11 protein-coding genes and 1 pseudogene are annotated in these 11,724 nt (G+C 64.9%); 1 reads left to right on the top strand and 11 read right to left on the bottom strand.

Translation table 11 applies throughout. From position 1 onward, the window contains the following. Positions 1-90 precede the first annotated feature (90 nt). The 7 genes and pseudogenes from tnpC to ACRXBZ_RS37355 form a co-directional block, all read right to left on the bottom strand. A pseudogene (gene tnpC / locus ACRXBZ_RS37385) lies at positions 91-1,311 on the bottom strand (IS66 family transposase); the annotation flags it as partial. Positions 1,312-1,323: 12 nt separating this feature from the next. Then, entirely contained in the window at positions 1,324-1,566 is a 243-nt protein-coding gene (locus tag ACRXBZ_RS37380; RefSeq protein ID WP_433883098.1) for a DUF6444 domain-containing protein, read from the bottom strand. 338 nt (positions 1,567-1,904) lie between these two features. Next, positions 1,905-2,798, bottom strand: coding sequence for a cytochrome P450 (locus ACRXBZ_RS37375; RefSeq protein ID WP_433883097.1), 894 nt, complete (start codon positions 2,796-2,798; stop codon positions 1,905-1,907). Positions 2,799-3,257: 459 nt separating this feature from the next. Beyond that, positions 3,258-4,454 carry a cytochrome P450 gene (locus tag ACRXBZ_RS37370; RefSeq protein ID WP_433883096.1) on the bottom strand — a complete coding sequence of 399 codons (1,197 nt, stop codon included), beginning with the start codon at positions 4,452-4,454 and terminating at the stop codon, positions 3,258-3,260. Beyond that, positions 4,451-5,581, bottom strand: a complete 1,131-nt coding sequence (locus ACRXBZ_RS37365) for a terpene synthase family protein (protein WP_433883095.1) — start codon at positions 5,579-5,581, stop codon at positions 4,451-4,453. Before ACRXBZ_RS37365 ends, ACRXBZ_RS37370 begins: the two co-directional genes overlap by 4 nt. Positions 5,582-5,664: 83 nt before the next feature. Then, positions 5,665-6,927 (bottom strand): phenylacetate--CoA ligase family protein, encoded by a 1,263-nt coding sequence (locus ACRXBZ_RS37360; RefSeq protein ID WP_433883094.1) that lies wholly within the window; start codon positions 6,925-6,927, stop codon positions 5,665-5,667. 31 nt (positions 6,928-6,958) lie between these two features. Beyond that, complete coding sequence (locus ACRXBZ_RS37355; protein ID WP_433883093.1) at positions 6,959-7,645, bottom strand: 3-oxoacyl-[acyl-carrier-protein] synthase III C-terminal domain-containing protein; 687 nt, start codon at positions 7,643-7,645, stop codon at positions 6,959-6,961. A gap of 55 nt (positions 7,646-7,700) precedes the next feature. Between ACRXBZ_RS37355 and ACRXBZ_RS37350 the strand changes: the two genes are divergently transcribed. Beyond that, on the top strand, positions 7,701-8,741 hold the full coding sequence (locus ACRXBZ_RS37350; RefSeq protein WP_433883092.1) for an IS630 family transposase: 1,041 nt from the start codon (positions 7,701-7,703) through the stop codon (positions 8,739-8,741). 22 nt (positions 8,742-8,763) lie between these two features. On the opposite strand, the gene ACRXBZ_RS37345 is transcribed toward ACRXBZ_RS37350, so the two are convergent. The 4 genes from ACRXBZ_RS37345 to ACRXBZ_RS37330 all read right to left on the bottom strand — a co-directional run bounded on the left by ACRXBZ_RS37345 (position 8,764) and on the right by ACRXBZ_RS37330 (position 11,676). Continuing rightward, a complete protein-coding gene (locus ACRXBZ_RS37345) occupies positions 8,764-9,042 on the bottom strand; it encodes a hypothetical protein (RefSeq protein WP_433883091.1) in 279 nt (92 codons plus the stop codon). A gap of 99 nt (positions 9,043-9,141) precedes the next feature. After that, positions 9,142-9,639 carry a nuclear transport factor 2 family protein gene (locus ACRXBZ_RS37340; RefSeq protein WP_433883090.1) on the bottom strand — a complete coding sequence of 166 codons (498 nt, stop codon included), beginning with the start codon at positions 9,637-9,639 and terminating at the stop codon, positions 9,142-9,144. After that, positions 9,632-10,498 (bottom strand): SCO6745 family protein, encoded by an 867-nt coding sequence (locus ACRXBZ_RS37335; RefSeq protein ID WP_433883089.1) that lies wholly within the window; start codon positions 10,496-10,498, stop codon positions 9,632-9,634. Before ACRXBZ_RS37335 ends, ACRXBZ_RS37340 begins: the two co-directional genes overlap by 8 nt. After that, a complete protein-coding gene (locus tag ACRXBZ_RS37330) occupies positions 10,495-11,676 on the bottom strand; it encodes an acyl-CoA dehydrogenase family protein (protein WP_433883088.1) in 1,182 nt (393 codons plus the stop codon). Before ACRXBZ_RS37330 ends, ACRXBZ_RS37335 begins: the two co-directional genes overlap by 4 nt. Positions 11,677-11,724 lie beyond the last annotated feature (48 nt).

The following is an 11,724-nucleotide window of genomic DNA, read 5'->3' as shown; positions in this document are numbered from 1 at the left end:
ACTCGCCGTCCCCGTTGAGAGCGGATCAGGACCTCTGAAATCGTGTCCATTCAGGGCTGGACAGGACGCTGGGCGGTTTGATCTTTGTGGTCAGGCTGTGACTGGTGGCATCCAGGGGTTGCCGGTGAGGGCGGCATGGATGGCGTCGATGGCGCGTCGCCCGTGGTTGGTGGCGCTGGTCAGGTAGGAACGGACTCGGCAGAACCGGGCCAGGGTGGCCAGGGTGTGCCAGTAGCCGGAGACTTTCTGATGCAGTTTCGGGCTTTTCAGCGCTTGCTCGGAGGCGTTGTTGGTCCAGGGCACCGCGAACACCCTGGTGAACAGCCAGACTTGGTTGGCTTTGCCGGCCAGTCGGGTGGCGAGGTTGTAGCCGGGGTGGTTGCCTTTGTCCCAGTCGCGGTGGCGGTTGGTGGCGATTCCCCAAGCGACGGCCTTGTCGTAGCGGGCGCGCAGGTCGGGGTCGAGGCGATCGGCCCCGGTGGCGTGGGCGTCGGCGACGGCGGTGTGCGCTTCGCGCAGCACCTTGCGGACGGTGGCGGCCCATCCTTGCTGGGTGGGGTGCAGGTCGAGAACGCCTTGCAGGTGGCGGAACAGGTGCGCCACACACTGCTGGACCCCGGCCAGCCGGGCGTCGAACTGATGCCAGGCGGTGTAATCATCGCGCACGAGATACCCGGTGTAATCGTTGAAAAGCCCGAGGGTGCGCAGTGCTTTTTTGGTGCGTGCCGGCAGTTCCCGGTACCACACCAGCCGTTCATCCGGGGTGCGCACACAGACCACGTGCGGGGCGCCGGGGACCGGTTGGCCGTCCTCGCCGGTGTCGGGGTGTGCGATGTTGACCGGTGTTTCGTCCGCGCACAGCACCGGTTCGGCGGCCAGTGCGGCACGCATCGCGTCATCGAAGCCTGCCTGATCCAGCCGCTCGGCGACGCGTTCGTGCGCGCGGGCGACGAACCCGGTCGACACCGGAGCGGAAAGCAACGCTTCCATCAGACTCGCGGTGCGCTCCACCGGCACATTCCCGGTCGAGGACAGCAGGACCGCCGCGGCGTTAACGTTCGGCCCGTAGCACACCGCCCCGGCCTGCCCGAAAGGAACCGCCGCGGTCGTGGTCTTCCCGCAACCGCCACACTGCCGCTTCGGCAGCCGGTACTGCACCCGCTGCAGCCGGATCGGCGGGGTGTCCCAGACCTGCGTCCAGGACATCCCCGCATCCCGGCCCTCGGCCAGATCCGCACTACACCCCGAACATCGCGTCGGTTCGGGCGCGGTCTCGCTGCGATCCGGGTTGACCACCGGCACCAAACCCGACCCTGGATGTCCTTACTGGCCACCGGGCTTGCGGTCCTTCGACCGCACCCGCTGCGAGCGCTGCGCGCGGCGTTTCCCCTTCGCTGCCAGCGAGTCCTGCGATGGCGGCGTTGAGGAATTCGTCGAATCCATCCCCAACCTGCGCCTCAGCTCCGCGTTCTCCGCCCGCAGTGCCGCCACCTCGGCCGACAGCGCCGTCACCAATTCCGCAAGCTGCTCATACGACGGCGCAGGCTGCTCGGGCGGTACGGACACGGCCACAATGATCGACGATCAAGCCAACAAGATCAAGCCAGACACACCCCACCAACCCCAGCTCAACCCAAGCCATGAATGGACACCTGAAATCCGAATGCACGATTTTCTCCAACGGTCGCCGGAAGTTCACCTTCCGTATTTCCTGAAGTTTCGCCGTTACGTAGCGGTAGCTTTGCTGGTCTGGACGGTCTCGTTGAATAGGATGGGGGTGGCTTGAGCTGCGGTGGCTTCGGTTATCCGAGCGCGCCGAGGACGAGGATCGTCAGGTTCGCCAGGCCGAGGGGTGTGGCATCATTTTCTGCAAATTGTCCCAAGATCGGTACGACAGCAGGCAGTTACGGACGGAGTCCGCTACCCGCTGTGGTCGCGCTCTTGAAGCGCACCGGGAGGCTCCTGAGGCAGCGCACTTTCCCCTGACGCCATTGCAACTCGCGGGGGTGGACTGCAAGTTCGATGTTGATCGGTGCGTGTAGCAGCGCAGTCACGACGGTCTGTGTCAACAATGTGGCGAGCGGGGCGCCGGGACACCGGTGGATTCCGTGGCCGAACCCGAGGTGGTGGTTGGGGTGTCTGTCTATAAGGACAGTGTCGGGTTGTGTGAAGCGTCGCTCGTCCCGGTTGGCGCTGGCCAGGCACAGAAAGACGTGATCGCCCTCTTTGATGGTGTTGTCTCCCAAGGTGAGTTCTTCGGTTGCCACACGGTGGACGGGGGCGAAGGCCGGGCCCTCGTAGCGCAGTATTTCCTCTATCGCTTTGGGTATCGTGCCCGGAGATTCGTAGAGGAGTCGGCGGCGGTCTGCGTGACACAGAAGATGCAGGAGGGTGCTGGAGATCAGACTGATGCTGGTATCAAGGCCTGCAACAAGAAGCAGCATCACCATGGTCAGGATCTCGGTCGCGTGTAGCCGGTTGGTATCGGCGGCCAGGAGTTTGCCGATTAGTCCGTCGGTCGTTGCTTGTTCGGGGTTCTGCAGGAGCCAGGCGGTGTATTCGCGCAGCGCTTTATGGCCATTGGCGCTGACGCAGCGCGCGTTATCGTCCAGTTGCTCGGTCATGAGGTCATGGGACCAACGCACGATCTTGTCTAGATCGGCCTTGGGCACGCCGAGAAGTTTGCCGATAGTCAAGGCGGAGATCGGTTCCGCGATCTCCGCTACGGCATCGACCACCCCGCGCTTCGTGACGGTGCTGATCAGTGAGCGCGTTGTGTGGTCGATGAACGGGCGCATGAGTTCGGCTTGGCGGTGGGTCAAGTAGCGGGCGACGCTCTTGCGCAGGCGAGTGTGCTTGGGCGGATCCGTTGTGAACAGACTCTGGGGGAACGCGACGCGGGAAATGTGCTGCTGTAGGTCGGGGTCGGCTGGGCACCTGCCCTTGGATGGGTCGCTGCTGAGCCGAGTGTCTGTGAGGGCCTGTACGGTTTCTCGATACCGGGCTACAAACCAGGTACTGTCGGAGATCCGGTTCACAGCGCCTGTGCTGCGTATTTCGGACAGCAACTGGTGGGGGTCACGGAGTTGTGTGAGGCCCTGGGGGAACCCTGCAGGAAAAAGGTTTCTGTGCTCGGATTGTGGAGGCCTGTCGGATGGGTGTTGCAGCATCGGTTGTTCACTCCGTCATAGCAGCATGGGATAGGGGAGATGACGCCACAGCGTGCTATATGGGGCTCCTTGAGAGTGGGCGTGGTGTTACCAGGTGACGGGTAGTGAGGTGGGGGCGCGTAGGATCGATCCGGAGCGCCAGGTCACTTCTTGATCCGGGACTGCCTTTTGGAGGCCCGGTATGCCCTCGATGAGCGTTTTGAGAGCGACCTGGATTACCATGCGTGCCAGGCTGGCACCGACGCAATGGTGTGGCCCGTGGCCAAACGCGAGATGGTGGTTGTCTGGCCTCGTGACATTGAGGGTCTCCGGGGCGGCGAAAACCGCTTCGTCGCGGTTGGCCGACGGAATGGAGACCAGCACGGCGTCGCCCTTGCGGATGAGCACGCCGCCCAGCGAGACGTCTTCCGTGGCGACGCGGGCGAAATCGGCTCCGTTATTGAGGGGGGTGTATCGCAGTAGTTCTTCGACCGCTTTCGGGATGGCTTCTGGGTGTGCCAAGAGCCAGTGCATGTGCTCGGGGTAGGTAATGAGGAGGTAGACGAAGTTGGCGATCTGGCACGTCGTCGTCTCCCAGCCCACGACCAGGAGGGCCGTTGTGATGTCGAGTAGCTCGGCGTCGGTGAGTCGCTCGCCGGCTTCGTGCGCGCTGACGAGCGTGCCCAGGAGATCGTCGGTTGGGTTTTCGCGGCGGGCGGCGATGTGCTGATTGATGACTTGAGCCAGGTCCTGACGCGCCCGGGTTACGTCCTCGGCTGTATGGGAGGTGCTGGTCATCACCACGCCGGAAGCGGCTACTAGGCGGTGGGTGTCTTCGATGGTGACACCGAGTAGTTTCAGCAGGACGTTGATGGGGAGGGGGACAGCGAAGTCTGCGACGATGTCGCAGGGCGGGCCGTTGGCCACCATGGCGGCCACGAGTTCTTGAGCGATTTTCTTCGTATGCGCGCGGAGTTGCTCGGTACGTCGCTTGGTGAGACTGGGGGCGATCAGTCGCCTCAGTCGAGTGTGCTCGGGCGGGTCCATAGCGATGATCGAGGTCTCTTTGGCAGGCTGCGGTCGCATGCGGGGTACGTCTTTGCCTGCGGCGGCCGCACGACTGAACCGGGGATCACAGAAGACCAGTTTCGCGTCCTCATAGCGGGTGACCAGCCATCCCCTTCCTCCGTAAGGCATCTGCACCTCGACCACGGGCTGCGTGGATCGCAGCGACGCGTACTGGGGTGGGATTGCGAGCGCGGGGGGTGCCTCGAACGGGTAACGCAGTACATGCTCGGTGTTCATCGGGCGGCCTCTTCCACCCACGGATGGATGATCGTGCGTTCCGTGTCAATGGTGACCAGGCCACCACCGATCTCAGACCAGTCGTGGTCAACGCCGTGGTACCGCGGGGAGCATCGCGTATAGAAAGCGGTTCCGGATGCGATGTCTCCCAGGCACTCCAGGTAGCGCAGCAGGCCACTCGTGAGCTCCGGATGTGTTGCGATGAACTGTTCGCGGCAGGCGATGAACTCTTCTTCTGCCGATTCCACCAGACCCACTACCTTGCGGACCGCGTCACTGATCCGCACATGCTCCATGTTGCACTGCGCCGCGATGGAGTTGGTGAGATCCTTGCCTGCCATATACTCCTTCCGGAAGGAGTACAAGTCGTTCACGAGGGAGGTATATCGGCGAAGGATTCGACATATTTTGGAGAAGGCATCGGCGTGGGCTTCGAGTTCACTGTGGAGATCTATTCCCAGCATGAACTCAAGGACGGGGAAGTCGACGTCGATCCCTACGTTGACATCCCTGCGCTCGAGAGTCTCATCCAGAGTCAGACGTCTGCCGCTGGCCCTGTCAGACGCCTCGGCCTTCCAAGATTCCATGGTCCCTTGCAGTGCACGGGCGATGCGCGCGCGGATCGAGGGCGGTGCCAAACGGCACAGGCGGTACCAGACGTCTGACAGGCAGCGTCCCAGGACAAGCACATCGGCTGTGTCGGACGATGGCTGGTTCCTGTCGAACTCCTGCCCGTCTCCGTTCAGGATTTCAATGGCCCGGTCCAATGCCCGATTACGCGTGGCGTCATCCGCGTCCCGGAACGGCCCTGGCGCGCTGTGAACATCGTCGGTCATCACCATCCAGCCGCCCAGGTCACAGATGATTCTGAATGTATCTACGTTTCCGCACGTGAATTGGTGAGAAATCCACACATCTGCGAAGCCCTGCGCCAGCCACAAGTCGATATCCCCTCGCGGCGCACAGAAAGGGGCCCAATTCCGGATTTCCGGGAACCCTTTGATCCATGTCCTCGTCTCGCCCAGGGTGCGCGCAACGCCTGAGTGCTGCCGCAGGGGAAGCCGTGTCTTGAGGTCGGGAAGGTAGTACTGGTCCTCGCCGCAGTCGAAGAGGGTCGTCCTGGCCATTTTTTTCCTTGTCTTATTCATTTTCACCGTGTCGAGTTTTTCTTCGCCGACGAGCAGGAAACTGCCCGTCCAGGGGGCTCGTCTTATGGGTCCACCCGCTCGTCGAGCAGCCGGACAATCTTGCCGCTGCGGGGATTCACCTTGATCATGTCTGCCGGTACGAACTCGACCACCAGAGGGTTGATCAGTCCGGCGCGCACGTGTTCGCCGAACATCGGGCGCAACTCGTCGAACCGCGCGGATATCGCCTCGGCAAGCGGCTGCGGATCGTTGATCTCTCCACCGATCCGCAGCACCAGTTCGTCCTTGGAGTCCCGTCGACGTTGCACCGCCTGGAATCCCGCGGTGGGCTGATCGCCGGCCAGTTCCTCGATCACCAAACGCAGGTCCTCCAGGTAGACGGTGACCGGACCGACCCTGGCTCCATCGCCGGAACGGCCCAGCAGGCGGAACCGGCGATCGTCGTAGTCGATCCATGCGGCGCGGTCACCGACCGGATACCGGATGAGCGGCATCAGCCGCCGGACGAGGTCCGTGGCCAGCAGCCTGCCTGGGCGACCTGGTTCCCTGATCGGATCGCCGGTTTCGTCGTCGACGATCTCCATCAGTTTTTGGAGCCGGTGGACGCGATGCACGCGCGCGTCCGGCTCGTCCTGGACGGGCGCGGCCAGCACACCGGCATCGACCGACGCGTACCCCAGCGAGCGGACAACGGCGTTGGGGAACGCGTCGGCAATCAGTCTGCGCTGATCGTCGTAGAACGCCTCCCCGCCGAAGAGGAAGAGGTGTACCGCGGGCGCCGAGTCGCCTCGCGCGGTCAGCCGCGACGCGACCTGGCCGGCCGTGGTGGGCGTGGCCAGCAGCACGGTCGCTTCCTGCTCGATGATCAGATCCGCCATCACCTCAGGCGACGGGCTTCCCGCGATCGGCAGGTGCACCACGGGGACGCACGTCTCCTGCAGGCAAAGGACGTTGAACAGGAAACTGGCGTACAACTCCCCGGCGTAGAAGAGGTTGGCAACCCGGTCGCCGGTCCGCAGTCCTGCCGCCGCGTACCCGTCTCCCTGCAGCCGGGCCATGGCGTGCAGTTCCGCCCTGGTGTACACGGTCAGTTTGGGGCTGTTGACGGTCCCACCGGTTTTGAACACGACACCGTCGTCGTGGCGAGCCGTCAGCACCCGGTTGTCCTTCACCGTATTCGCTTTCCAGAAGCCGGCGTGGTCGATAATCGGCAAGTCCTCCGCCCGGATCGGCCCGCCGGTGGCAACACCGGTGTAGAGGGCCCGATAGTAGGGCGAATTGCGGCGGGCGAAGTCGACCAGTTCGGTGAGATCCGGTTCCAGCATCATGTGTCCCTTTCGTCGGTGAAGACGCCCGTCATCGCGTGATCTCCAGAAGCGCGCAGATGAAGCGGAAGCCGGCACCGATCCCGATCACGAGGACGGTGTCAGACGGCTCGAGGGACTCTTCCCGGAGGAAGTGGTCCAGGCCGAGTAGCTGGTCGCACGGGCCGACATGGCCCAGTGTCCGGTGCAGCGGCCAACTGGTCCGGTCGCTGGGTATGCCCAGGGGCTCGAGGAGGAGAACGGTCAGCTGCGCCAACCCCAATCCGGTGACCGCGAACCGGGAGACCTTGTCGAGCGACACGCCGGCTTCCTGGAGGACCTGCTCGACCGCGGTGCGGGCGGCTGCTTGAAGCGTGTCGAGGTGGGGCATGACGCCGACCGTCTCCGCCAGCGTCATCATGCGGCTTCCGTCCTCCGCGGGAATGGTGGGCGTGGCCAGGTCTTCGAGTTCGGGCACCGCCGTGCAGGAGGTGGCGACCAGCCGGGCCCGCCCGGCTCCCCTGCTCAGCACCGCGGCAGCGGCACCATCGGCCAGGAAATGCCCCAGCCCGGGCAGCCACCTCGGCCAGCGCGGCGCGACGAACCGGCCCGCCGCCGTAACCAGCGCGGAGGTGGCGGAGGGATCGGCGGCTAGGTGCGAGGCGGCCAGCACGAGTTCCGCAGCACCACCGCAGCTGCCCGCGCCCACCTCGACCGCGAGGGCCCGGGAGGCACCCACAACCCGCTGCACGTATTGATCGGGAACTTATAGGTGTGATCTTCGTTGTTCTGGCATGATCGCTGGTGTGCGGGACGCGCGGAGGTTGTCGCCTGAGGCGCAGGAGGATCTGCGGCGCAGGGTGGTCGCTGCTGTTCATGGTGGGATGACGCAGGTCGAGGCGGCCCGGGTGTTCGCGGTGGCCCCGCAGTCGGTGTCCAGATGGGTGCAGGCGTGGCGGAAACGTGGCTCGAAGGGTCTCACCGGGCGTCGCCGGGGTCGCAAGCCCGGCGAGCAGAAAGCGTTGAGTGCCCGCCGGCAGCGCAAGCTGCGGTATGCGGTGGCCGAGCACACCCCGGCCACGTTCGGGCTGACCGGCCTGGTGTGGACCCGCAAGACGGTGGCCGAGCTGATCCGGGTGCGCCACGGCATCGTGTTGAACCTGCGCACCGTCGGCAACTACCTGCGTTCCTGGGGATTGTCGCCGCAGAAACCGATCCGCAAGGCCTACGAACAGGACCCCGAGTCGGTGCGCCGATGGCTGGAGGAGGACTACCCGGCCATCGCCGCCCGCGCCCGCCGCGAGGGCGCACTGATCCTGTGGCTGGACCAGACCGGGATCCGTTCCGACGCCACCGTAGCCCGCACCTGGGCACCGGCGGGCCAGACACCGGTGGTGGGCAAAACGGGCAAACGATTCAGCGTGAACGCGATGTGCGCGATCGGGAACAAAGGCGAGCTGTACTTCACCGTCTACACCGGCTCGTTCAACGGCAAGGTGTTCCTGCGGTTCCTGGACCGGCTGACCCGCCATCTGGACCGCAAGGTCCACCTGATCGTTGACGGACACCCCGTCCACCGCCGCAAGACCATCCAGCAATGGATCACCAAACACGCTGAGGCGATCGAGATGCACTTCCTGCCCGGATACAGCCCCGAACTCAACCCCGACGAGATCCGGGGTGCCGACCTCAAACGCACCGTTTCCACCAGCACAGCCCCGAAAACCCGCGCCGAGTTGAAACAAGCGGTCCGCTCCTTCCTTCACCGCCTCCAGAAGCTGCCCGACCGAGTTCGCTCCTACTTCGGCAAACCCGAAGTTCGCTACGCCGCCTGACATCATACATTTGCCACCCGGATCAATAACAGGCGGGAGCGTAGTGCTCCTGGTCATCGAAGACGGCGTGGATCACCGTGGCGATGTCGGCGCCCTCGTGCCCGGAGCGGCGGAGGGCGTCGGTCGCCGCACTTGCGGCCATCTCCGCGGCGGTGAACCCGTCCGAGGCGGTAAAGGACTCGAAGTCGGACATCTCGAGCGCTTGGCGGTCGATCGTGCCGTCAGCAACTAGGTCGGTGGCGCTGGCGCGGGGCGGCAGGTACCGGCCAGTGCCGCTGACGAACATGTCGTTCCAGAGCATCGTGTCCTTCTTTCGTTGCGGATGCCAGGTGCGAGGTGTGGACGGGCGCCGACGCCATAAGCCGGACCACCGGAAGCACGGCGACGGCTGTCGTGGCCATCACTCCCTCCGGACCAGTACGGACGGCGGAGGGATCAGTGCCTGGTCGCTGATCCAGGCGATGGTCAACTCACGGATGTGGAAGAACCACTTACCCGCGACCCGCAGGTAAGTGTCCGTGTACCGGACGCAGCGCACGATCATCCTGGCCACTCCGTCGTGGTCGAAGAGTTCGTGTGCGAGGCAGTAGGTCTCCCCGGTCGCGTCGTCGCCACCGATCGACACCAGGTGGTTGCCGACGAAGTGGACGGTGGCGGTGAAGGGTGCCAGGAGCGCGAACGCCCTCGCCCACCCGTCGCCGCCGTCGAACACGAGCTTGGGGCGATCGGCGCCGGCCGGGTGCGGCACCACGAGTCGGCCGTCCGCGCAGAACAAGGTTCCGAACTGCTTCTGGAGCCGGTTGTCCAGAACGTATGCGTAGCTGTCGACGAGTTCGCGCAGAGCGATCCGATCAGAGACTTCGCTCGCGCTGGGGCGCTTCCTGGTCAGGTCAACCATTTCTGCCAGCTCTCTTGCTGGCCGAGCGCAGCCCGGACACCACCTGGGCCGTGAGCGGGCGCATCAGTTCCAGCAATCGGTTGGTTGCCGTGACGCCGAGCGCTCGCCACGGAACCTCCGCGAGCTGGTCCGTGCGTTGCTCCACAGCCTGTCTGGTCTCGCTACCCAGTTTCGTCAGCGATCCGTCGGCGGCGAGAAGTCCCTGTTGGGTCAGCCGGTGCTCGCCGGCAGCCCATTCCGTGTCGGTCCATCCCCGGCTCGCCTGGATGCTGGCACGTCGTTCGATCCCAGAGGCCGTCGCGGTGATCAGCGCCTCGACACCACCGAGCCTGGCTTCGGCCAGCGCGGCCGCATGACCGTCGCCGCGAAACTCGCGAAGCGTCGTCACCGCCTGCCACAGTGCCAGGTGCGGCTCATCGGGCAGGTCCAGTGCCTGGTTCGCGGCACCGAGCGGGCGAGCCGGCACGGAGCACGCCGTTGCTCCCGCCACCGCCAGTTCTGCCGCCTCCGCCACCCGCCGTTCCGTCAGCACACCGTCCAGCAGCGCGCGGAGAGCGGCGTCCACACCGGTCAGACGTGCGTGGAGGGCCTGTGTCGGGGTTGCCTTCTCCCACAAGCCGGTCATCTCGGCCGCCACCATCGATGGCTTGAAGTGGTAGAAGACGGCGCTCACCACTGCCGGTCCGACCGGGCCCAGCGGTGCTGCCCGGCCACCGAAGTAGCCGTCCCAAGGGCCCGTCAGACCGATCGCGTGGAACGCTTGGACGGACTGGGTGGCCAGGTAGGTCACGCCGTGGAACGGATCGAGCACCTGGTGTGCTTCGCGGGTCGGTGGCAGATCCACCAACTTGGTGTTCATGAGCGGTCCTCCCCGGAGAAGTGCACGAGCGTGGAGATGCCGCGCTTGTCGATCTCGTTGGCAACGACCAGTCGCTGCACCTCGGACGTGCCCATCCAGATCCGGTCCAGCCGCACATCGCGGTAGATGCGCTCTACCGGGTTCTCCCTCAGGTAGCCGCGCCCTCCGAAGATCTGGACCGCTCGGTCGGCGACCCTGCCCGCTGCTTCGGTTGCGGCGATCTTCGCCATCGCGATCTTGGCGTTGAGGGTCTTCAGGTCGCTCCGGCGGTCGACGTCCCACGCCAGGCGGTGGACGAAGGTGCGATTGACAGCGACGTCGATGGCGGAGTCGGCCAGCATGCTCTGGACGAGCTGGTGCCGAATGATCCGGTCACCACCCTGAACGCGTTCACGGGCCCAGTCCGACGCGAGAGCCAGTGCCCGTTCAGCGGCACCCACCGCGTGGGCTGCCAAGACGATGCGCTCTTCGGAGAACGTGGCCTGGCTGAGCCTGAGACCCTCGCCAACGGCTCCGAGCACTGCGTCCTCACCGACTTCCACGTCGGTGAACCTGAAGTGCGGGTGCGCAAACGCGAACTGGTGCGTGTAGCGGGGCACCTCGACGCACTCCACACCAGGGAGGTCCTTGTCCACCAGGAACATGGTTGGTGCGTTGTCCGGCTGGGCCACGGCGAGCAGCACGAAGTAGTCGGCGACGTCTCCGAGTGTGACGAACCACTTCTCACCATTGATCCGGTAACCCTTGGTGGTTCGGACGGCGGTGGTCGCGATCCGGCGCAGATCAGAGCCGCCCGCAGGCTCGGTGATGGCGCGACCGCCGAACCTGAGCCCACGGACTTCCGGAATCGGGTACTGCTCGCGCTGGGCCGCTGTGCCCGCGAGCAGTGCGGCCGCCGTGGGACGCCAGACTGCCGCCCATAGCCCGTTGGTCAGCTGGCCCAGCTCCTCTTCCACAACGATCTGCTCCAGCCAGGACAGGCCGGCGCCATCTAAGTCGACCGGGGCGTTCATCGCCCCGAGGCCGCTGTCCAGTACGAGAGCCTTGACGCGGTACCGACTCTCTTCCGAGAGACTGCCGTTCCGCTCGCATTCGTCCTCGTAGGACATTAATTGCTTCGTCAGCTCCCCGGCGCGCCGCTTGAGCTCCGCAAGGCGTGCCGAATATTCGAATTCCATCTGGACTCCTGCGACCTAGTCTCCAACAGTAGTGAACTACCGTTGGTG

The organism is Saccharopolyspora hattusasensis (assembly GCF_050972075.1).
GTDB lineage: Bacteria > Actinomycetota > Actinomycetes > Mycobacteriales > Pseudonocardiaceae > Saccharopolyspora > Saccharopolyspora hattusasensis.
The sequence above is the reverse complement of the archived record's forward strand: the minus strand, read 5'-3'. Positions and strand labels throughout refer to the sequence as shown.

What these genes read in the sequence shown, in the direction of transcription:
- ACRXBZ_RS37350 (WP_433883092.1), top strand. Translation starts at nt 7,701, where the DNA reads ATGATCGCTGGTGTGCGGGACGCGCGGAGGTTGTCGCCTGAGGCGCAG.
- ACRXBZ_RS37365 (WP_433883095.1), bottom strand. Translation starts at nt 5,581, where the DNA reads ATGGCCAGGACGACCCTCTTCGACTGCGGCGAGGACCAGTACTACCTT.
- ACRXBZ_RS37340 (WP_433883090.1), bottom strand. Translation starts at nt 9,639, where the DNA reads ATGGTTGACCTGACCAGGAAGCGCCCCAGCGCGAGCGAAGTCTCTGAT.
- ACRXBZ_RS37330 (WP_433883088.1), bottom strand. Translation starts at nt 11,676, where the DNA reads ATGGAATTCGAATATTCGGCACGCCTTGCGGAGCTCAAGCGGCGCGCC.
- ACRXBZ_RS37360 (WP_433883094.1), bottom strand. Translation starts at nt 6,927, where the DNA reads ATGCTGGAACCGGATCTCACCGAACTGGTCGACTTCGCCCGCCGCAAT.
- ACRXBZ_RS37370 (WP_433883096.1), bottom strand. Translation starts at nt 4,454, where the DNA reads ATGAACACCGAGCATGTACTGCGTTACCCGTTCGAGGCACCCCCCGCG.
- ACRXBZ_RS37335 (WP_433883089.1), bottom strand. Translation starts at nt 10,498, where the DNA reads ATGAACACCAAGTTGGTGGATCTGCCACCGACCCGCGAAGCACACCAG.
- ACRXBZ_RS37345 (WP_433883091.1), bottom strand. Translation starts at nt 9,042, where the DNA reads ATGCTCTGGAACGACATGTTCGTCAGCGGCACTGGCCGGTACCTGCCG.
- ACRXBZ_RS37375 (WP_433883097.1), bottom strand. Translation starts at nt 2,798, where the DNA reads ATGCGCCCGTTCATCGACCACACAACGCGCTCACTGATCAGCACCGTC.